This window comes from Acinetobacter sp. YH12097 (assembly GCF_013419225.1).
In the GTDB taxonomy this organism is placed as follows: Bacteria; Pseudomonadota; Gammaproteobacteria; order Pseudomonadales; family Moraxellaceae; genus Acinetobacter; species Acinetobacter amyesii.
On the sequence record NZ_VPAN01000023.1, the window covers coordinates 12,164 to 34,352 of the forward strand.

19 protein-coding genes and 1 pseudogene are annotated in these 22,189 nt (G+C 41.9%); 8 read left to right on the forward strand and 12 right to left on the reverse strand.

From position 1 onward, the window contains the following. Positions 1-10: 10 nt before the first annotated feature. From nuoC to ndhC, 3 genes are all read right to left on the reverse strand, one after another. A complete protein-coding gene (gene nuoC, locus FTU37_RS10820; RefSeq protein WP_078191104.1) occupies positions 11-1,798 on the reverse strand; it encodes an NADH-quinone oxidoreductase subunit C/D in 1,788 nt (595 codons plus the stop codon). A gap of 87 nt (positions 1,799-1,885) precedes the next feature. Continuing rightward, positions 1,886-2,563: an NADH-quinone oxidoreductase subunit B family protein gene (locus FTU37_RS10825; protein ID WP_078191105.1), complete on the reverse strand. Its 678-nt coding sequence runs from the start codon at positions 2,561-2,563 to the stop codon at positions 1,886-1,888. A 6-nt stretch (positions 2,564-2,569) separates the two neighbouring features. Further along, entirely contained in the window at positions 2,570-3,118 is a 549-nt protein-coding gene (gene ndhC, locus FTU37_RS10830) for an NADH-quinone oxidoreductase subunit A (RefSeq protein WP_078191106.1), read from the reverse strand. Positions 3,119-3,685: 567 nt separating this feature from the next. Here ndhC and FTU37_RS10835 point away from each other — a divergent pair. Continuing rightward, positions 3,686-4,042, forward strand: a complete 357-nt coding sequence (locus FTU37_RS10835) for a hypothetical protein (RefSeq protein WP_180009319.1) — start codon at positions 3,686-3,688, stop codon at positions 4,040-4,042. Between the two features lie 92 nt (positions 4,043-4,134). On the opposite strand, the gene bfmS is transcribed toward FTU37_RS10835, so the two are convergent. Next, the gene (bfmS, locus tag FTU37_RS10840; RefSeq protein ID WP_180039654.1) at positions 4,135-5,796 is read right to left on the reverse strand and encodes a sensor histidine kinase BfmS; all 1,662 of its coding nucleotides are present in this window, start codon (positions 5,794-5,796) and stop codon (positions 4,135-4,137) included. A 45-nt stretch (positions 5,797-5,841) separates the two neighbouring features. Next, the gene (bfmR, locus tag FTU37_RS10845; RefSeq protein ID WP_067764711.1) at positions 5,842-6,558 is read right to left on the reverse strand and encodes a response regulator transcription factor BfmR; all 717 of its coding nucleotides are present in this window, start codon (positions 6,556-6,558) and stop codon (positions 5,842-5,844) included. A gap of 588 nt (positions 6,559-7,146) precedes the next feature. Here bfmR and FTU37_RS10850 point away from each other — a divergent pair. The 5 genes from FTU37_RS10850 to FTU37_RS10865 all read left to right on the forward strand — a co-directional run bounded on the left by FTU37_RS10850 (position 7,147) and on the right by FTU37_RS10865 (position 13,114). Continuing rightward, positions 7,147-9,978 (forward strand): ribonucleoside-diphosphate reductase subunit alpha, encoded by a 2,832-nt coding sequence (locus FTU37_RS10850; protein WP_180124328.1) that lies wholly within the window; start codon positions 7,147-7,149, stop codon positions 9,976-9,978. A 139-nt stretch (positions 9,979-10,117) separates the two neighbouring features. Then, positions 10,118-10,246, forward strand: a complete 129-nt coding sequence (locus FTU37_RS16730) for a hypothetical protein (protein WP_257220656.1) — start codon at positions 10,118-10,120, stop codon at positions 10,244-10,246. 142 nt (positions 10,247-10,388) lie between these two features. After that, a complete protein-coding gene (locus FTU37_RS10855; RefSeq protein ID WP_078191110.1) occupies positions 10,389-11,672 on the forward strand; it encodes a ribonucleotide-diphosphate reductase subunit beta in 1,284 nt (427 codons plus the stop codon). 169 nt (positions 11,673-11,841) lie between these two features. Then, the gene (locus tag FTU37_RS10860) at positions 11,842-12,450 is read left to right on the forward strand and encodes a DUF805 domain-containing protein (protein WP_180004739.1); all 609 of its coding nucleotides are present in this window, start codon (positions 11,842-11,844) and stop codon (positions 12,448-12,450) included. 64 nt (positions 12,451-12,514) lie between these two features. Further along, on the forward strand, positions 12,515-13,114 hold the full coding sequence (locus tag FTU37_RS10865) for a DUF805 domain-containing protein (protein WP_168378560.1): 600 nt from the start codon (positions 12,515-12,517) through the stop codon (positions 13,112-13,114). 40 nt (positions 13,115-13,154) lie between these two features. Here FTU37_RS10865 and FTU37_RS16735 read toward each other — a convergent pair whose 3' ends face one another. Then, positions 13,155-13,568, reverse strand: coding sequence for a TM2 domain-containing protein (locus tag FTU37_RS16735; protein WP_257220987.1), 414 nt, complete (start codon positions 13,566-13,568; stop codon positions 13,155-13,157). 93 nt (positions 13,569-13,661) lie between these two features. After that, a pseudogene (locus FTU37_RS10875) lies at positions 13,662-14,832 on the reverse strand (low temperature requirement protein A). A gap of 297 nt (positions 14,833-15,129) precedes the next feature. Between FTU37_RS10875 and FTU37_RS10880 the strand changes: the two are divergent. Beyond that, positions 15,130-15,582, forward strand: a complete 453-nt coding sequence (locus FTU37_RS10880; RefSeq protein WP_180124330.1) for a hypothetical protein — start codon at positions 15,130-15,132, stop codon at positions 15,580-15,582. Positions 15,583-15,610: 28 nt separating this feature from the next. Here the strand turns inward: FTU37_RS10880 and FTU37_RS10885 are convergent, their stop codons facing one another. Beyond that, positions 15,611-16,282 carry an HAD-IA family hydrolase gene (locus FTU37_RS10885; protein ID WP_168378589.1) on the reverse strand — a complete coding sequence of 224 codons (672 nt, stop codon included), beginning with the start codon at positions 16,280-16,282 and terminating at the stop codon, positions 15,611-15,613. A 98-nt stretch (positions 16,283-16,380) separates the two neighbouring features. Here FTU37_RS10885 and FTU37_RS10890 point away from each other — a divergent pair, with 98 nt between their 5' ends. Further along, positions 16,381-17,148 carry a hydroxymethylpyrimidine/phosphomethylpyrimidine kinase gene (locus tag FTU37_RS10890; RefSeq protein ID WP_078191115.1) on the forward strand — a complete coding sequence of 256 codons (768 nt, stop codon included), beginning with the start codon at positions 16,381-16,383 and terminating at the stop codon, positions 17,146-17,148. Between the two features lie 79 nt (positions 17,149-17,227). Here the strand turns inward: FTU37_RS10890 and FTU37_RS10895 are convergent, their stop codons facing one another. The 4 genes from FTU37_RS10895 to FTU37_RS10910 form a co-directional block, all read right to left on the reverse strand. Further along, positions 17,228-18,280 carry a DUF1176 domain-containing protein gene (locus tag FTU37_RS10895; protein WP_180064019.1) on the reverse strand — a complete coding sequence of 351 codons (1,053 nt, stop codon included), beginning with the start codon at positions 18,278-18,280 and terminating at the stop codon, positions 17,228-17,230. 90 nt (positions 18,281-18,370) lie between these two features. Beyond that, positions 18,371-20,806, reverse strand: a complete 2,436-nt coding sequence (locus FTU37_RS10900; protein ID WP_257225317.1) for an AI-2E family transporter — start codon at positions 20,804-20,806, stop codon at positions 18,371-18,373. Between the two features lie 137 nt (positions 20,807-20,943). Further along, the gene (locus FTU37_RS10905; protein WP_218946117.1) at positions 20,944-21,390 is read right to left on the reverse strand and encodes a nuclear transport factor 2 family protein; all 447 of its coding nucleotides are present in this window, start codon (positions 21,388-21,390) and stop codon (positions 20,944-20,946) included. Between the two features lie 25 nt (positions 21,391-21,415). Next, positions 21,416-22,102, reverse strand: coding sequence for a DUF2939 domain-containing protein (locus FTU37_RS10910; RefSeq protein ID WP_180124332.1), 687 nt, complete (start codon positions 22,100-22,102; stop codon positions 21,416-21,418). Positions 22,103-22,189: the final 87 nt, after the last annotated feature.

Below are 22,189 nucleotides of genomic sequence, written 5' to 3' on the forward strand. Positions count from 1 at the left end.
CGATTACCCCTTAGCGATCCACGTCAGCCATTACGACGTCAATTGTCGCTAAATAAATGATTAAGTCAGACATTAAGCTGCCGTTAATCACAGAAGGCATTTGCTGTAAGTGCGTGAAGGTTGGTGTACGGATACGTGTACGGTAACTCATCGTTGACTTATCTGAAGTCAAGTAGTAGTTCGACGCACCTTTTACCACTTCCGCCATTACAGAGCTTTCGCCTGCTGGCATTACAGGACCCCATGACACGCTCAAGAAGTGCGTAATCAATGTTTCGATGTCTTGTAAAGTTTTATCTTTTGGTGGTGGAACAGCCAATGGATGGTCTGCTTTGTATGCACCAGAAGGCATGTTGTCTAAACATTGTTTGATGATTTTCAGTGATTCTTCAATTTCACGGAAGTGAACAAGAACACGTGCATAAGCATCGCCTTCGTACTCTAAAGGCACATCGAAGTCGTAGTTTTCGTAGCCGCTATACGGACGATATTTACGAACGTCGAAGTCGATACCTGTAGCACGTAGGCCTGTACCTGTTACACCCCAAGCCAATGCTGATTTTGCATCATACTGAGCAACATTACGGGTACGACCGATAAACACTGAGTTTTTCAGTGCCGCAGTGTAGTACTCGTTCATACGCTTCGGCATCCAATCTAGGATTTCGCGAATGAGGTGCTGCCAGTTGTTTGGCAAGTCGTGCGCTGTACCACCGATACGGAACCATGCTGGGTGCATACGGTAACCCGTGATCGCTTCGATCGCGTCATAGATTTTTTGACGGTCAGCGAACATATAGAATACAGGGGTCATACCGCCGGCATCCTGAATCGCAGTACCAATGAACAACAAGTGGTTATTGATACGGAACAATTCAGACATCATGACACGGATACATTGTGCACGGTCAGGAACGGTAATCCCTGCCATTTGCTCTACGCCAAGAACGTAAGGCATGTTTTGCGCACAACCACCTAAGTAGTCAACACGGTCTGTATACGGAATGAATGAGTGCCATGTTTGACGCTCAGCCATTTTTTCCACACCACGGTGGTGATAGCCGATGTCAGGAACACAGTCTTTCACTTCTTCACCGTCCAACTGCAAGATCACACGGAAGGCACCGTGCGCAGATGGATGGTTAGGACCCAAGTTTAGGAACATGAAGTCTTCATCATCGTTCCCACGCTTCATACCCCAATCTTCAGGTACGAAACGAAGATGTTCTTGTTCGTAATCCTGTTTCGCTTGGTTTTGGCGATAAGGCGTGTATTCGGTCGCACGTGCAGAATATTCTTTACGTAACGGGTGACCTTCCCAATATGTTGGCAACAAGATACGACGGAGCATTGGATGCCCTTCGAAGTTGATACCAAACATGTCGTAAGCTTCACGTTCGTACCAGTTGGCATTCGGCCAAATATTGGTTGCCGTTGGAATGTTTACATCATTCTCAGCTAATGCAACCTTGATACGAATATCACTGTTACGCTCTAACGATAACAAGTGATAGAACACAGTGAAGTCAGATGCAGGCAGACCATCGCGGTGTGTACGTAAACGCTCATCAACCGCAGACAAGTCAAACAGCATCACGTATGGACGTGACACCGTACGCAAGAACATTAAAACTTCTTGTACACGTGCGCGCTCAACCCAGACTGTTGGAAAGTCTTCAAAAGTCGTTTGCACGTAGAAGTTCTCACCAAATTTGGTTTTGAGCTCTTCTACAATTGCAAATGCAGGGCGGGAATCAACTGGAGTTGATTCTGGCATAGCAATGTCAGTTTCAGCCATTGGCTTGGCTTCCTATTTAATACAAATTCAGTCAATCAAAACGACAATTACACCCAGTCCGGGTGTATCAATATTTCGTCGCAGTGATTATTTAATTTCATCCATTGAGCGTAAGTTTTTCACTGCAATACGCTGTGCGTTCTTACGGTCACGTTCTGGCATCATCTTCGGCTTATACACTGGCTTAAGATCATCACCAATCACGGCCGATAAAGGACGGCGCTCAAGTTGAATCTGGTCTTGCAATAACATCAATGCCTGAATTAAAGCTTCAGGACGTGGTGGGCAACCCGGGATATACACATCGACAGGGATGATTTTATCCACACCTTGTACAACTGAATAAATGTCGTACATACCACCAGAGTTTGCACATGCGCCCATTGAGATTACCCATTTAGGCTCAAGCATTTGCTCGTACAAACGTTGAATTACAGGCGCCATTTTCATGAAGCATGTACCTGCAACAATCATCAAGTCAGCCTGACGTGGTGAAGCACGAATAACCTCGGCACCGAAACGTGACAAGTCATGCACGCCTGTTAAAGTCGTTGCATACTCTACGTAGCAGCAAGATGTACCAAAGTTAAACGGCCAAACTGAGTTTTTACGACCCCAGTTTACTGCTGTATGTGCAACATCCTCTAAACGAGTCATGAACACATTTTTATTCACTTCTTCTTCAAGCGGATCGGTAACGATTTGACGCTCTTGAAGTGGATATTGATCAGCATCCGGATTCGCACGGGTTAATGTATATTTCATCCCGTCTTACTCCTTGTCAGATGATGCAGTCGGTGACTTAGATTTCACACGACCAGATGATTGCGCTGGAATTTGACCTGTAGGGTCCATAACCAACTCTTCAATAGAGTTAAAGCGTGTGATTTCTGCGATGTCCATATTTGGTGAACCAATTTTCAACGCTTTACCTGCAGCTTTACGCTTATCAGAAGGCGCCCAATCTAATGCACCTACTTTTACCGCGTAAATTAAAGCAATCAATAAATCGACCACAAAAATAACCACGGTAGTAAAACCAAACCAGCCTGCTTCACGAACAGAAGTAGACCATGCATATAGATAAAGTGCTTCGATATCAAACACGACGAAGAAAATTGCAACTAAATAGAATTTCGCAGACAAGCGAATACGTGCACCACCAGCACCTACTACACCTGACTCAAACTGCTCTTGCTTAGCACGACCCCATGATTTACCCCCAAGGAGTAAAGGGACGGTCAGCATAAAGACGCAAAGGAATGTAACGCCGATCACGAAGGCAATAATTGCCCAATCGTATGGAGTAATGGCACTCATGCGGGGATAACTCCTGGCAGGCCTATTTATTAACAAAGAATGTATGTATTGGCCTTCAAATACACCAAACACAAAATTAATCCCGCCAATTGTACCTGATTGAGGAGGCTTCTTGCTAGCTTATCGGTATTCGTCTTTAGGATGATTTTTTAATCATTTCAGCATTTAAATTGGGTTTACTCCCTTAAAATTAGGATTAATCGCTTAATTAGATTAGATTGCATTTTTTTATTAATTATTACATTTATGTGATTTTATCAGAAAATTATGACTGTTCAGTTTCATCAACAAACCCTTCATTTCTCAGCATACACGTTTAAATTGGCGTATTTTTATCAACTGTGTCATTTATTAAATAAATACTCCCCCACCTCAACTTTGTTGTTTCTTTATTCACTTCTTTTGCTTTTGATCTTTTCTTCAAATGAAAAGCCAGCTGTATTGGTTCTATGTAAAAAGACATTTTTTTAGCTTCTTGTGGCTTTTTTGCAATTCTTTGACACGACCTATAAAGAGTGTGATATTTGTAGTTAAAACACAAAAAGCAATCACAACGGAGAGACAATAATGACTTTAGAATTTACGCATAAACCTGATTATTTTCTATCTGCGCAATTGGTGATTCACCATATTAAAAACTACTTAGATAAGCACCCTGATGCTCAAAATGCCATTTTTGATTTACGTGATATCTATGAGTTATTACGTCAAGATTTAGCTTCTGCAACCACCAACCTTAGCGGGATTATGAATATTGTAGATGAATATAAAATTGAGACTCTAAACGGCGACCAAAAACTCATTAGCAATTATTCTATCGATGCTAAAAACAACTCTTTACTCATCGATTTCAATGCAGATGCCCTTGCTGCTCTGAAAAATGGCAAACCCATTATTGAACCTGATGCAACGATTACCGAATAAATAAAAACCTGATGTAAAAAAGCCATTCAAATTGAATGGCTTTTTATATGTACCACTCGCTAAATACAGCTGAGTTAGATTTCTTAGGCTGTTTAGCTTTCATTGGCACTAAGCTCTTTACCATCTAGCTTCGGCTTATTCTTCTTAAAACGTGTCGCAGGCCATGTCATGGTAAAACGCGCCCCACCCAATGTTGGACTTCCATCAATACCAACTGTTCCACCAAACCAATAAGCAATACGGCTAACAATCGATAAACCTAAACCATAGCCCCCTGAAGCACGGGTACGACTATCATCTAAGCGTGCAAAGGCATCAAAAATACGCTTACGATCTTCTTCTGGAATGCCGGGGCCATCATCTTCAACACAGATATAGGCCATGCCTTCATCATTCACACCACCACTGATCAGCACTTTATCATCACAATAACGCACTGCATTACCCACCAAGTTTTGTACAACGCGATGTAAATAGCGACGCTCGGTTTCCACAATCACCCCAATCGGTGGTGCTTGCAATTCCAAGGTTTTCCCTGTCTTTAAGGCTTCGGTTTCAATCAAGACCTGATCTAAAACTTCAAACAAGCTGACATCTTCAAACTCTAAAGATGGCATGCCCTGTTCGAGCTTGGCATAAGTCATGATCTCATCAATCAAGGTATTGAGAGCTTCGATATCTTTGTCGATTTGTTCAACTTGCTGCTGACGGTAGTCGTAGTCGTCTTCATCCGCCATCATTTCTACACCAAAGCGAATCCGCGCCACAGGTGTTCGCAGTTCATGCGATACCGCGCGCATCAACTCACGCTGTGCTTCAATTAAACGTTCAATATGATCTGACATTGAGTTATAGCTCGATGCCAAGGTACCAAATTCATCGGTACTTTCGACAGGCAGACGTACAGATAAGTCCCCGCCCTTCATTTTATTTAAAGCATAATTTACAGCACGTAACTTACGTTGCATCGGCACCAATAGACCATAAACACCCAAGCTCAAGACAAATAAGCTTAGTAGCGTAATACCGGCTGCCAACTGGAAAGGCATCCAATTAAATAATGGTACCGGCCCCATGACCAAGACTTCTGAAGTTGAACTTGGAATTGGCGATACAATCGAAATGGTCGTGCCGCGCTCCGTCGCACTGTCACGATACAAAATAATGCTGTGATCTAAGCGTAATCGGCCGATTTGCTCAGAATCTAAAGGTAAACTCTGAACATTTTGAATTGAAATTGGATATGAAAAATGATGCTGAATTTTTTCAAGATATTGTTTTTCTTGACCTGGGTAATAAACCAAATAATCCAGTATAAAGACAGGCAACGCCTTCATTTGGCGTTCTGAAATATTATCGGCTTTGATATACAGCAGATGCGCAGGGTCATCTTTTAAGCCAATAATAATATAGGCTGCCGTAGTTTGTGCATCCCAACGCACTACAGCTTTACGCTCTTCTATACGTTTTGTTTCCGCTCGGGTTAAATCAACCTGATTAGCTTTTACATAATAAATAGGCAACTCAAGTAGATCAGATGCATCTGACACCCAATCTGACTTTTGTTGTTCGTTTGGCTGACGTGCAATACCTTCACTAATAATGAAAGCCAAGCCGTCAGTAAGCGACTCACGATATTCTTGCGCGCGCTGGTAGTTGATGATCTGTACCAGCAAATAGCCAAATGTAGCGACTAAGAAGACTAATATCAGTAGTCCCGCGTAGACGCGCAAAAATATACTGTGTTTAAACACGTAAAAAGTGTCCTACTTTGCCAAACTGAGGGACGGCATTTTACATTAAATGCCGTTGGTTTCTTTTACGAATAAATAACCTTTACTACGTACGGTCTTAATACGTTTCGGGTTTTCAGGATCATCGCCAATTTTTGGACGAATACGTGAAATACGCACGTCGATTGAACGGTCTTGACCATCGTATTCAATACCACGAAGACGCTCAAAGATATCTTCACGAGAAAGAATTCGACCCGCATTAGATGCCAATAACCATAAAAGGTCATATTCCGCACTAGTAAAGTCAACCAACTCATTATTGAGCGTGACAGAACGACCACCGTTATCAATCACAAGGTCATCAAATTCGATGCGCTGTGCAACTTCATCTTCTGGTGCTTTGTCTGTACGACGTAATAATGCACGAATACGCGCAAGTAGAACGCGAGGTTGAACAGGTTTTGCAACGTAGTCATCTGCACCCATCTCTAGACCCAAAACTTGGTCCATGTCTTCGGTACGTGCAGTCAACATTAAAATTGGTTGATGGTAATGCGGACGAACTTCACGACAAATGGTTAAACCATCTGCACCCGGAAGCATCACGTCAAGTAATACCATGTCTGGTTGTTCAGCGATAATACGGCGGATTGCACGGTTACCGTCTGGTTCTACCCCAACTTCAAGTCCGTTACGGATTAAGTATTCTTGAGTTAAACGAGCAAGACGCTCATCGTCTTCAACAATTAAAATTTTAGGTAACTTTTCTTCTTGGCTCATTGATTGCCCCTTATTTGATTGGGCGTATCCTATTTGAAATCCGATAGATACGCTTAAACATAGTTTGCAATATACACACGTTTACATTGTAAACAAGATGGCATTCACCAAACTGATACATCAATATCGTATTTTGTAATAAATTTTAACCTGCCATATTTCTGCAATTTTATTTACCGATCATTTCCATGACCTATTGCTCACAATAGCAACAATTATAAATTTGGATACATTTTCATCGGATAAAAACTGACTGGTTGATTCACAACTTTTTACGCTTTCTAAAGTTATCCACAATGTTATCTATAAGCACTCTTTTTCGACTTTGCTATGCTATGCCCTTGTCGGATAAGGCATATATAACAAAGATAAAAAATAGGGATTTTTTGAGATGGATAGCTGCCAGAAACGTTCAAAGCTTTTAGTAAAATGTCAATATTGATCTACCCTAAATTTTCCCGTATCTTGTGTTCAATAAATTTTTAAACCACTAGGTCTTGTGTTTAAACCTCAAACACTGTGGCATAAAAATTGCCCAGTTCAAACGGTCCTAACATAAAAATAGATGAAAAATGGAGCTATGCTAGCATGAGCGTAACGAATTCAACCCCTGGTCAAATTCAGGTGATTAAACGCACCGGTGACGTTGCACCTTTTGATGCAGAAAAAATCTCTGTGGCGATTGGTAAAGCGTTCTTGGCCGTTGAAGGCCAGCAAAGCGCTGACTCCAGTCGTATTCATGACCGTATCTCTCAATTAACTGAGATGGTACTGAATACCTTTAACCGTCGTTTACCTTCTGGCGGTACCATTCATATTGAAGAAATTCAGGATCAGGTTGAACTTGCGCTTATGCGTACAGGTGAGCAAAAAGTTGCTCGCTCTTACGTGATTTACCGCGAACAACGTGCTGAAGCTCGTAAACAAACTGGTGCTCACCACCACCCTACTTTACAAGTGACGGGTTCAAACGGTCAGCTTAAACCGCTTGATCTTGGCGCGCTTGAGGCAAATATTGTCAAAGCAGCTGAAGGTTTAGAAGGCATCGATGTTCAAGCGATTATCGATGAGACTGTGAAAAACCTATATAACGGCGTAAAAGAGTCAGACATCTCAACGACCATGATGATGGCTACTCGTACACGTATCGAACAAGAGCCAAACTATACATACGTGACTGCGCGTTTATTGCGTAACGACCTTGTTGCTACAGGGTTAGAGTTCTTAGGTTTAGATACTGACACGAACGAAGGCGACGCTTTAGAAACTTTCTTGAAGAAAGGTATCGAACTTGATCTTCTTTCTCCAGAACTTCTTAACTTTGACCTTGCAAAATTGGCTGCTGCGATTCAACCAGAACGCTCAAACCAATTTACTTATTTAGGTCTACAAACCTTATTTGACCGTTACTTCATCCACTCAGATGGCGTACGTTTCGAATTACCACAATTATTCTTCATGCGTGTTTCAATGGGTCTTTCATTGAACGAAGACAACCGTGAAGCACGTGCAATCGAATTCTATAACTTATTGTCTAGCTTCGATTACATGGCGTCTACGCCTACTCTATTTAACTCGGGTACTTTACGTCCACAGTTATCTAGCTGTTACTTAACAACGATTTCAGATGACCTTTACAACATTTATGGCGCAATGCGTGATAACGCAATGTTGTCTAAATGGGCGGGTGGTTTAGGTAATGACTGGACGCCAGTTCGTGCGCTTAACTCGTACATCAAAGGTACAAATGGTAAGTCACAAGGTGTTGTACCGTTCCTTAAAGTTGCCAACGATACTGCCGTTGCAGTCAACCAGGGTGGTAAACGTAAAGGTGCAGTATGTGCATACCTTGAAACATGGCACTTGGACATCGAAGAATTCCTAGAGCTTCGTAAGAACACAGGTGATGACCGTCGTCGTACACACGACATGAACACAGCGAACTGGGTTCCAGATTTGTTTATGCAACGTGTATTCGAAGATGCTGAATGGACTCTGTTCACACCATCTGAAACACCTGACTTGCATGACCTAACAGGTGCAGAATTTGCTGAACGCTATGCTTACTACGAAGGCATTGCGAAAGAAACCAACATGCTACATAAGAAAGTCCGTGCGAAAGACTTATGGCGCAAAATGTTGTCTATGTTGTTTGAAACTGGCCACCCTTGGATCACATTCAAAGACGTATGTAACTTACGTTCACCACAACAACACGTGGGTGTAGTTCACTCTTCTAACTTGTGTACAGAAATTACGCTGAACACTAACGAAGATGAAATCGCAGTATGTAACTTAGGTTCAATCAACCTTGTACAACACGTTCAAGGCGGTGTGTTAGATCGTGAAAAACTTGCTCGTACAGTAAAAACTGCTGTTCGTATGCTCGACAACGTGATTGACATCAACTACTACGCTGTTCCTCAAGCTCGTAACTCGAACTTGAAACACCGTCCAGTGGGTATGGGTATCATGGGCTTCCAAGATGCTTTATACGAAATGAAATTGGCTTATGGTTCTGATGCTGCGGTTGAATTCGCTGACGAATCTATGGAAGTGATTTCTTACTACGCAATCCAAACGTCTAGCGACTTGGCACTTGAACGTGGTACTTACGAGACATTTAAAGGTTCACTTTGGGATCAAGGTATCTTGCCAATTGACTCTTTAGATATCGTACAAAAAGCTCGTCCTGACCGTATGTTCGAAGTTGACCGTACAACACGTTTGGACTGGGATACTTTACGTACTAAAGTTCAAAAAGACGGTATGCGCAACTCAAACGTGATGGCAATTGCACCGACTGCAACCATTTCGAACATTTGTGGCGTATCGCAGTCAATCGAACCAACTTTCCAAAACTTGTATGTGAAATCTAACCTTTCTGGTGAATTCACAGTGATCAACCCGTACCTAGTACGTGCGTTAAAAGATCGCGGTCTTTGGGATTCTGTAATGGTGAACGACCTGAAACACTTCGAAGGTTCGGTTCAAAAAATTGCACGTATTCCTGAAGAGCTTAAAGCAATCTTCGCGACTGCGTTCGAAGTTGAGCCACGTTGGATTGTTGATGCTGCATCACGTCGTCAAAAATGGATCGACCAAGCTCAGTCTCTTAACCTTTACATCTCTGGTGCAAACGGTAAGAAACTCGATATGACGTACAAAATGGCATGGTTACGTGGTCTAAAAACCACTTACTACCTACGTGCATTGGGTGCGACTTCTGCTGAGAAATCAACCATTAATACTGGTGCATTGAACGCGGTTAAGCCTGCTACTGTTGCAGCACCTGTAGCCGTGGTTGCAGCTCCTGAAGCAAAACCAGAAGTTCCTGCAGAGGAAGATGGCTTTGCAAATGCAGCGCCAGTGCCGCAAGCATGTTCAATTGACAACCCTGATTGTGAGGCTTGTCAATAATCTGACAGGTTTTAATCCCCCTAAATCCCCCTTTGTAAAGGGGGACTTCCTAAAACCCTTTTGGATTCAAGGAAGCCCCTCTTTTTTAAAGAGGGGTTTGGGGAGATTTAAAAATTAAAAATAAATAAAGGAATCCACCATGCCACATATGACGCATAACTATCAGTTAGGGTTAATTGCCTTGGTGGTTTCCTTTATTTTGACTTTTTATGTCCCGATCGCCTATTTCTGGTTCAAGGCATATAAATCGCGTAATCAAAATAAGTAGTGGGGATATTTGCTCTACCGAACAATTTTAGAGCAGTGATCGACAAAACTTAATTTTGCTTACACAAATTGAGCGTATAGTAGGACATCTCAGCGACGCTGGATGTCTATAAAAGATATAAAGCAACGAAGAGAGAACTGTTATGTCTATCCTAAGTTGGGACGATTTCGAAGATGATGAACCGAAACAAGCTGCACAAGCTCACCAGCCTGCGCCCGTCGAACCGCAAAAAACGACTGATTCGCAAGTGGTATCTAATGCACAGCACTCATCGCCGAATTTGGCAGCTGCACAACCCGCTCGAACCAGTACAAATCGACCAACAGATCCAACCGATCCGTTGGCAAGAGCATCTAACGCTCTAGAAAATCTAGACGTTGCACCTGGCTTAGAAGAGCTAGAAATGGGTGCTCAGCGTGTTCAAGTTGACGATAAAGCGATGATCAACTGCCGCGCTGACTTAAACCAACTTGTACCGTTTAAATACGAATGGGCTTGGCAAAAATATCTAGACGGTTGTGCAAACCACTGGATGCCGCAAGAAGTGAACATGAACCATGACATCGCACTTTGGAAGTCTGAAAATGGCTTAACCGAAGATGAGCGTACCATTGTTATGCGTTCTTTAGGTTTCTTCTCGACTGCGGATTCTTTGGTTGCAAACAACTTGGTTCTTGCAATCTACCGTCACATTACCAACCCTGAATGCCGTCAGTACATTTTACGTCAATCATTTGAAGAAGCGATTCACACGCACGCTTACCAATACTGTATCGAATCTTTAGGCATGGACGAAGGCGAAGTCTTCAACATGTACCGTGAAATTCCTTCAGTGGCTCGTAAAGCGGCATGGGGCCTAAAATATACACAATCTTTAAGTGATCCTACTTTCAAAACAGGTACACCTGAAAACGACCAAATCTTGCTTCGCAACTTGATCGCGTTCTACTGCGTCCTTGAAGGTATCTTCTTCTACTGTGGTTTCAGCCAAATCTTGTCTATGGGACGTCGTAACAAGATGAATGGTGTTGCTGAGCAATTCCAATACATCTTACGTGATGAATCCATGCACTTGAACTTTGGTATCGACATGATCAACCAAATCAAGATCGAGAACCCTCACCTATGGACTGCTGAGTTCCAAGAAGAAATCATTCAAATGATTCTTGAAGGTACAATGCTTGAAATCGAATATGCTCGTGACACTATGCCACGCGGTGTATTGGGTATGAATGCAGGCATGATGGAAGAATACTTGAAGTTCATCTGTAACCGTCGTTTAAGCCAATTAGGTTTACCTGAACAATTTGCTGGTGTGAATAACCCATTCCAGTGGATGTCAGAAATGATGGACTTACGTAAAGAGAAGAACTTCTTTGAAACTCGCGTAACGGATTACCAAACTGGTGGTGCGTTAAGCTGGTAATAAATTTTTCAGCGAAATATCAAAAGCGGAACCAAGTGTTCCGCTTTTTTTATGAAGAATTTCATTCACCCAAGCAAATCTATGCATTTAATTTAATTCATATTCTGCTAATATAAAACGGTATAAAAATACATTAATTAATAAAAATCACATAATAAAAGAGGACAGAATGAAAGGTCAGATATTAGATTATTCAGTACAAACCAATTCAGGCATCATCAGTGGAGATGATCAAAACCGTTATGAGTTTACAGGTGCAGAATGGCGTGGCCAAAACTCACCTAAACGTGGCGATCATGTAGATTTCGATATCAGTCCCGAAGGTCAAGCGGTTCAAGTATTCAATGCACTTGGCAGCAGTAATCCTATTCAACAAATTTCACAGCACCTCGATAAAATTTCAAACCAAGACCAAGCTGAATCAAAATTCAACATGATTGATTGGTTTGTCAAATGTCTAAAAAATTATGCCAACTTTACTGGACGTGCACGCCGTAAAGAATATTGGTTTTTTGTTTTGGTCTATCTTATCGCAATGATTATTACTCTGATTGTCGATTCAGTGCTTAGAACCAGAGGAATATTCACAGGTATTTTCATCTTAGCAATGGTTATTCCGTCCCTTTCTGTTGCAGTACGTCGTTTACATGATATTAATAAATCTGGTTGGTATTGGTTAATACAAATGATTCCGCTCGTTGGACCAATTCTGGTTCTAATTTGGCTTGCAACGGAAACAAAACCTGAAGTAAACCAATGGGGACAACCTGCCAAATAAATAAAAAATCGTGGCTACTATTTATGTAGCCACCCTATCTACAGCACATTAACTCAGGAAAAATATGAAAGGACAAATACTAGATTTTTCGATTCAAACTAATACTGGGGTGATTAGTGCTGAAGATGGAAAACACTATCAATTTGCTGGTCATGAATGGCGCGGTCAAAGACCACCTACACGTGGAGAACAGGTTGATTTTGCTTTGGATGAAAGTGGGCAAGCGATTCAAGTCTATATTGCATTACACCAACAAAGTTTTTCCACGAATACGCGAGCAAACTACAGTGAAGAAGAGGAAAACTATGACTTTTTCGCGTGGTCATTCAAACCACTGAAAAAGTTTGCTGAATTTGAAGGACGTGCTCGACGTAAAGAGTTCTGGTTCTTTTGGCTATTTTGTATATTGGTCACTATACTTGCCTCTATTTGCGATTTCGTTATTGGCAGTGAACCTTGGCTAGAAAATATTACCAATATCGTTTTACTTATTCCTAGCTTAGCTGTTGGCGCACGTCGACTACATGACACGGGACGTTCAGGTTGGTGGCAACTTTTAATGCTCACAATCATCGGAATCATTCCACTGATTATATGGTGGGCTACAGACACCAAAGCCGAGAACAACCAATGGGGTCAACCCGCTAGAGATCTGCAACAATAAAATAAGGCGCACAATGCGCCTTATCTTTTAACAAAAAACTTTAGCCATATTTACGCGCAAAATCTTCATCTGAAGTGCATAGATAAATAATAAATTCAATAAAAGCAACAATGGATGGAATAAAGGTCCAACAGAATAGCAGATACACAATCCCCCATCCAATACGACCCAAATAGAATTTATGTATACCAAATCCACCAAGGAAGAATGCTAAGAGTGCAGCAACAATACGACTCTTTTGACCGTATTGCGTGCCTAAAGCATTCGGCACAGCGACTAAGTAAATATCGGTTGCGTAACCCAATCCACTTGTCTCAAAATCAACAAATTGTCCACGAGCAGGAACAGTTTGTCCTTTCCAATCGCTTCCAGAAAATTGATAACGATTCTGATCATCTCCACTGATGATGCCTGTATTATTTTGAACAGAAAAATCGAGTATTTGCCCTTTCATATAATCCTCTATGTTTTATCTTTATTTGATGATTCTTGGACGTTATTTTCATCAGCAATATAACGAATTATTGATGAATATCATATCATTAACTTATCTTGCCAAATAGCATTTTGTAAACATCAATCTCAATGCATATACCACTGCCATCGCAAATATTGCATAACCCGCAGGAGTAATAAACAACGGAATACACAAAACAATCACCACGGTTAAAGGATATAAAAGTTTTCTAAAACCACTTTGATGATGCAATTCATGAAGTAAATATAAACTTGTCGTATAAATCACGAGGCTGATCGCCACAAAGTAGCTTTCTTTCTCAGAACTAATCAGCGCCTCATGCGAAACCACATCAACTGCGGCAGCTAAACCTGCACCAATCGCCGCGATACTAATAAAGACAAAGAAATGTCCATAACCCCAAGTAAATGCCATTTTTCGGCTATTTAAACGCTCTGCAATACTGGTATCAAAATAAGACCATCACATGGTGAACATCATCATCAGACCACCCACCATCAGAAAAATCAGTTCAGTACTAAAACGCTGATTTGTTAATGCATCGGTTATGGCAATCGAGCATCCGACAATAGATTCGCCTAAAACGATAATGGTGAGCAGTGAATATCACTCTGCAATATGATGCGCATGCCAAGGTGTACGGCTTGCAGCTTCTGCAAAAACTGGGATAGACAGTTCAGCAATTGCGAGCAAAATGAAAAGATAAACGGTGAAATGCAGCGGTGAAAAAAGAAAGAACAGCCACCCCACTTGCACCAGTATGATGCCAAAAGCATAGCGTAATGCTGTTTTCCGACGGGACAGATCATGCTTTGCAACGCGAAACCACTGCTGTAACTAAGCCCAAACGCATAATGGCATAACCAATCACAATTACGTCAAAATCCTGCTTTTGAAAAGCGCTTGGAATACCTGCAGCAATGACCAAAGAACCAATGATCTGTACGAAAGTTAAGATTCGATAGAGCGCATCATCATTATCATACGCCGAAGCAAACCAACTAAAGTTCATCCACGCCCACCACAAGGCAAAAAACACCATGCCATACAGCGTTAAACCCTGAGCTAAATGATTTTCAACAATGGCATGATGCAGTTGCTGCCCTGCTGTTGCGATCGCCACGACAAAGATCAAGTCAAAAAGCAATTCTAAAGAGGTCGCGACACGATGATGCTCATGTGGATCACGTGGGTGCAAAGGTTTGAGCCACTGACTAGGGAATAAAAATGATTTGGACATAGCATTCAGCTTTATTGTTTTCTGTCTGAATTTTTTCAAAAGCCTGAAACAGTTACAAGATCGATTACATAAATCAGATGAGAAACAGTTTTCTAGAAAAAGGATAATGGCTTTAAAAACACACTTAAGATTTAGATATTTCAATTGTAGAAGTTAAAAATTCAAAGTGACAAAACTGCGAAAGACGTTTTAAGATAAAAACTCGATAGATCGATGTGTTTTTTATATCTCAGCTATATTTTTCTCTAAATTTTAATGACATACTGCTATCCACTAAAATAATAATGAAACCTAAAAGTGATGTTAAAAGAAAAATTAGCGTCTTTTCCTGACGCAGTTTGGGTACAGATTCATTATGATCAAATGCAAGTTTTAACGCGTGATCATCAAATTGTAGCTGAACAAAACTGCCCTCTGGCTTTTATAGAACGTGGAAGTTTTGTCCGAAACTATCATGTTGCAGAACAGTGCTTCAACCAACTCATACAACAGATCCACTTCAAGTGGTATGAGTTTGGACAGCCGGTTATTTTTATTCAGTTAAAAGAACGCTTAAGTGAAGAAGTCAGCGCACTCGAGCTACAAGCCATTCAAGAAATGGCTCTAAGCGCAAATGCACATTTTGTATTTGTTTACGACAAACATGGTATCGCACTCGAAGCAGAAACCATCAAAAATGATGAGTCTCCTTTGCTCAAATGGCTTTTCTGTGGGGTGATCTTGCTCATTTTGCTGATTATCTTTAAATAATCAGCATCATTCTCTTGATTAGGTGCAACTACGACACTTTCTGCTGCTGCAATTGCTCAATACTCGAAATCAAATCGTTAAAACGATCAATCACCAGTGCCGGTGCAGCCGTTTGAATTTCTTCTGCACTACCATAACCATAGCTCACAGCAATACTATGCACTGCATTACGGCGTGCGCCTAAAATATCGTACTCACGGTCTCCCACCATCACACATTCCTTCGCATCCAACTGTTCTTGCTGCAAAATGTATTCAATTAAATCGCCTTTGTTGGTGCGCTCACCGTTCAGTTCACTGCCATAGATCACAGTAAAATATTGTGCCAAATCAAAATGTTCTAAAATTTGGCGGGCATAGACCGTCGGCTTTGCTGTAGCGACGTACAAGTGAAAGCCTTGCTGTTGTAAAGTTGCTAGAGTGTCGGCAACGGCAGGATAAACTTTATTTTCAAATAAGCCGGTCACTGCAAAGCGCTCGCGATAACCTAGTAAAGCCTGATCTGCAAGTACATTATGCACATCGACATTGAGGATTTTGGCCAAAGAGGCTTTCAAAGGTGGCCCAATGATCCAATCGATATTGGTCTCATCCGAAATGGGATGTCCAATTTTCGCCAGTCCATAGCGTGCTGAAGTGGTAATGCCAACTTTTGGATCTGTTAATGTTCCATCGAGATCGATCAATATATTCTTAATCACAGCTTTTACCTTATCCATTCACTTCTGCAAAAATACTATCGAGTGTTCGCTCAAAGTTGCCTATACTATCGCAAATTTTGTGTAATAAGGACATCATTGTGCGCCCTACTGTACTGTGCTTTTCAGGTCTTGACCCTTCAGGTGGTGCAGGACTGCAAGCGGACATTGAAGCCATTGGTCAAAGTGGCGCACATGCTGCCATTGCGTGTACAGCATTAACCGTTCAAAACTCACAACAAGTGTATTCGTTTGAAGCAACCTCTCGTGAGTTATTGCTGGCTCAAGCACATGCCGTCGTCGGTGACCTCCCTATTCGCTGTGTAAAATCAGGAATGTTAGGAACGACTGAAAATATCGCGGCTCTCGCTGAGTTTTTACGTGAACATCCCGAATATCACTATGTTCTCGACCCCGTTTTAGTTGCCAATAGTGGTGGCTCTTTGGGCGATCAAGCAACGTTGGTCAAAGCCTTTGCAGAACTAATTCCACTTGCCACTGTGCTTACACCCAATACCGTAGAATTACGTGCGCTCACAGGTGAAGAGGATATTTCTAAAGCAACTGCGCAACTTTTTGCGATGGGTGCTCAAGCGGTATTAGTAAAAGGTGGGCATGAAAATACGCCTGACTATATCCAAAACTCGTTGTACGTTCAGGGTGAATTAGTCTCTGAAACCCGTTGTCCACGACTGGATGGGGAATATCATGGTTCGGGCTGTTCATTGGCGAGTTTTATTGCAGGGCGTTTAGCCTTAGGTGATGAGCTCAAAACGGCTGTTCATCATGCCGAAACATGGCTATTTGGTGTGTTGAAAATCGCTGAATCACCAGTTGTCGGAGGACAGAAAATTCCAAAACGTTTTTAAAGTACTCGGTTATTTATTTAAACCCGATAGAATAAAACGCTGCATCATTTAAAGCCCTGAATATCAGGGCTTTTTCAAATTAAGAGTCGAGTTGAACGCGATATACTAAGGTTGGAATTTCCCATGCACCACCAGCAAATCCTTTGCACTGTGTGGTTTTTGCCATATAGGTTTGGATAAAACGCTGACCATTCCAAGACCACTCCCCCGTACTATGACAGTCACCAATGCCTCGCCCACGTTGATTGGAAAAAATTTGCCCTTCGCTAAAACCACTTCCAGAAAAGGTCACGGATTGTTTGATTTGCTTTAAGTTGCGATCCATCAACCAATAACCATTACCACTATTATATGCCCCACGCCAACATGGCACTTCGACCAAGGCATTTTTCCCATTGATTGGAAACACCACGACCCGATCATCCTCTAAAAAATTTGCATCAAAGAGTTGAGGACAATCTTCCACTGTCGTTTTCTTCTTTATCAATCCAAATAATTGTTTGGCGGTGGGCGCATTGACGGCATACCGTGTTTGTAAGCCTTTACTGTAATTTTGAATATTCACTTTCGGAATACTTTTCGGTTTGAGTACATTAACCGAACTGCTATTGGCTTTACGTAATAATGCTGAATTTGTCCCTATGCGCTTTTGAAAATCATCCATACGGAGCAAAACCGCACTAGCACCTTGTACGGACAATAACCATGTTTTGTTGTTGCCTTTCCACACAATCGGTTGATTGGCTTGTAAGGCTTGAATCAGTTTTTGAGTTTGAGCTGCACTTAACTGACCTTCCGCAGTTTTGGCATCAAGCTGCACAGTTCCCTGATTTTTACCTAAAATATAAAGTTGAAGTGGTTGATTTGCCGCATTGAAGGTTTCAGGATCGAGTTTTACTCGTGCGCTGACTTGCGCTTGAGCGCCCGCGGCACGTTGTAATAACACAGAAATAGCGGGCTGATTGCCCTCCGCTTGATAACCTGCAACGCGACAAGTCCCCGTATTATCACAAGCGATTTCCCAATCCTTATGTGAAAAATAGTTTCCTTGAATTTGAGCAAAGCTCATACTACAACCCAATGCAGCAACGTAGCCCAATAGAAGTTGCCAGATGACATTATTTTTGTTCATGTCTTTGGCTCAAAATAATTATATTAGAACCATCTTAAAATGCTTTTCACCGAAACTCCAGCCTAAAAAGATCTGCTGCATCATTTGAAATTATGAAGATGAATCATTCAGTTGCTGTATCTCCTCACATTTTTTTCGCTTCACATTTTCATCACTGAGCGTATTCATCAAATCTGCCGCCAGTCCTTTTAACAGACTCATATCATCATCGGTCATTTGATTCGGCTGCCGATCTAAAACACAAAAACTTCCCAACGCCACCCCATTACGGTCTCTAAGTGCAACGCCTGCATAAAAGCGAATGCGGTTATGCATCAATTCAGGTAAATGCGCAAAGCGTGGGTCACGTTGTAGGTCTTCAATAATCAAACGTTCATTTTGATACACCAAATGACTGCAGATCGAATCTTGCTTCGACTGACGTATCTGCATCGGTTGCTCGGTAGCCTCAGCCAAAGGGCTACCTGGGGTATAGACCCAGTCTTGCTTGACCCAAGAAATTTGTGCATATTTCACATCGAAGGCTTGTCTGGCTTCTTCAATATATTGTTCATAGATCGGTAAATTCCGCTCATCCAAAACATTCAGTTCTTCTAATGCTTTTAAGCGCTGCGCTTCAACGCTAGGATCAGGCTCATCCAACCAAGATTCACCATGCTTCAATTGAAAAGCTTCAATGGTTAATAACAAGTCATTCATATTATTGACCACTGCATCGACGGTGAAATTTTCTTTGATCGCATCTAATTGGGATATCTCATCACAGCTCCACAGTGCAAAAATCAGTTTTATATCTGGAAACTGTGCCTTAAAAACATGGCTTAAAAGGCGAATTTGAGCTTCTGGTGCTGTATGGAAAATCGAAATACATACGATCTGAATATCCTCTTGGATATCATCCATACTTTGATGCTGATTTTGAATCAATACGTCGCTAAATGCCTGAGCCTGAATACCACTTAAACTTAGCCCATGCGCCAACATAGCCGATACTTGAACATCAATTTCCCAACGTGCGCCGATACATAAAACCTCAGTTTTCTGATCCTCTTGTGCCACTGGATATGCCCGTTGAAAACTATGATTAAACAGCTTTAAGCCTTGATGTAAGCGTAGTCGATGCTCTGCACTAGCCTCGGTGTTGTGTCCGCTCGAAAAAATCCGTATGGCTGGAATCGCCACTTTGGCATAAAACGCATTGACCCGACGTGCCTTAATTTCATCCATGGCATCTTTCGGTAACTTTTCAGCAATAAAAGTCTGTGCAACATCCATGGCATCTTGCACATCATCAGCGACCAATCGCTGATAAAAGCGCTCATGCGGCGCCAATGCTGGAGTACTACCGATCAGGGTTTTAATTAAACCTAAGGATGGCACATAGCTCGAAAGCACCAATAAACACGCGGTTAAAGGCGTCGATAAAATTAAACCAATTGGCCCCCACACCGCCGTCCAAAACATGGCTGCGATGATAATGGCTAAAGTTGAAAGTCCAGTACTTTCCCCATACAACCAAGGCTCAATAATATTATTACTGACCAACTCTAAGAGCAGGATTAAGCCGACTGTCCACAGCACCATATTCCATGTGGGATCTACCGCAAAAGCCAATGCAATGGGGAAAATCGCGGAAATCATCGGGCCGACATAGGGAACGAAGCGCATCACAATCGCCACCATTCCCCACATAATTGCTGCCGGAACCCCAATAAACCATAGTCCCAAGGCCATCGGAATACCGTAGGTCACATTGACCATCAGCTGCATACGTAAATATTTACCTATACGATTGGCCGCTTCATCTAAGGCGTCTGTTCCGATATTTAAATTTCCGCCCAGCAGCTTAAGGAACCGATCATGCAAATCTTTCCGATTAACCAAAATCAGAATCACAAACAAAAAAACAATACCCGCAGTTGCCAAAGGATTGAGTACCCGCTCACTCCAAGTCATGACTGCTTCAGCCGTGGTTTGTTGTTGCCCCACCACTTTCACTTGCTGCACTTTAGGATTTTTCTCTTCAGGCACCACATCATCTATCGAGTTTTCAACGGTATCTATGGTGGTTTTTGCGCCATCCCAAACACTTGGGCCGCGTGCAAATTGACGAATAGAATCCATTTTCTTTTGAATTGTGCCCTGATATTGCGGTAATTCTTGGCTTAATTGCCCCAGTTGATAACCCAAATATGAGGCTGCGCCGGACAAAATCGCCAAAGCCAAACCGACCACAATAAATATAGATGGCATCTGTGGTAGTCCCCAACCACGGAGTTTCATCACCAAAGGATCAACTAAAAAAGCCAATAAAATTGCGAGTGCCAATGGAATAAAAATATCTTTGCCAAGATATAAGGCGGCAATCAGCAAACTACCGATGATAAATCCTGCCGTGATTCGAATCACTTTATGTAAATCTGCAGGGGGCATTTGCTTCGATGCGTTCAGATCTTGCAAGCCTTGCTTTTGACCTGATGGTGATGATTCAAAATCTTGCGCTAATTTATTATTTTTATGATCCATTTTCTTATCCTGAACGATGGTCATTATTTTTTAATTTAGGCTGAAGTTTTAGGGCTGCATACGCATTTCATGTAATGATTTGCAAAGAAAAAAACAGAGCGACATGGCTCTGTTTTCATACTGCGTTTCGAGAGGAATTAAAAGGTAATCACTTTACTTTGATGTGTCACAATATCCACGGGAACAGAAATATGTTGATGAACGATCTTCCATTGAGACTGCGTTTTTTTCATCCCAATGGTGTTACGACACCACGAGATCCCCGGCGTCGGTATCCCGCTCTGATCATCAATTTTGGAATAACAGTGCAGAAAGGCAATATCAGGATCTGCATGGATGACCAGTTCCCGCCTAAACACCTTTAAGCCTTCACGAAAATACTCCCGATAAAATTCCCACATTTTTTGATATGCCATTAAGCCACGCATTTCACAACTGGCATCAAAAAAGTACACATCTGCTGCGCAGGATTCAGCGATATTTTCAATTTTCAATTGGCAGATGACCTCATCCCAATTGGCTAAAAATTGCAGAATTTCGTCAGCGGCCTGTTGGTCACCGACTATTTTGATTTTATCTTGCATCTCTGGCACCTATTTCTTTTATTATTTATGAAGCATTGTTCTGGGAGGCGTTTGGAAGTTGAATTTCAACGATCTTCCAGCTCCAACCACGGCGTTGCATACTAAATACGGTATATTTTGCTTCGCTTAGGCCTTGGAGCGGCACATACAGATCAAATCGATTCCAAGCGCTATAGCTGGCTTTGGGTTCAAGTGGCTGGCTTTGTTTTAAAGCAACAGCTGTTGAAGTTGAATCATTTTTGGATAATGTTGATGTATGAGGTGGTTCTGCGACCTTATTTTCAGCATGCGTGAATAGTTCAATCCCTGGGCTAAGCATGCTGCTCGGATTGGTCAGTTTGGTTATTTCAGGTAGTTGGATCGACTCTTTTAATGCTTTACCTTGTAAAAGCAGCATAATACTGGTTGGATTGACCAGACTGTCGACTAGCGTTGCACTGAGGACTGTGCTGAGCTGCCCACCCCAAGACTGGGCGAATTCGGGTAAATGCTGTAGCCCAGTTTTCTGTTGAATGAGATCTTCGACTTGTGGTTTTAGACTCGATTTGACTGCCGCAAAATCGATATATTGAGCAATTTTTTCAGGTTGATTGTGCTCATAAGTTTGACGTATTTGATACAGCACCCAATACGGAGACGCAATCATCCAACCCATGACGATGATCAAGATCGTAATGAGCCCATAATACCAAATATGATTCTGCTTATTCATCGTTCACCACTCTAGCCAGTGAAGTTGTGGTACTTCCTTGTACCGCCAAATAAGCCTGATCTAGGTTGAGCGTCCAACCCAACAGCG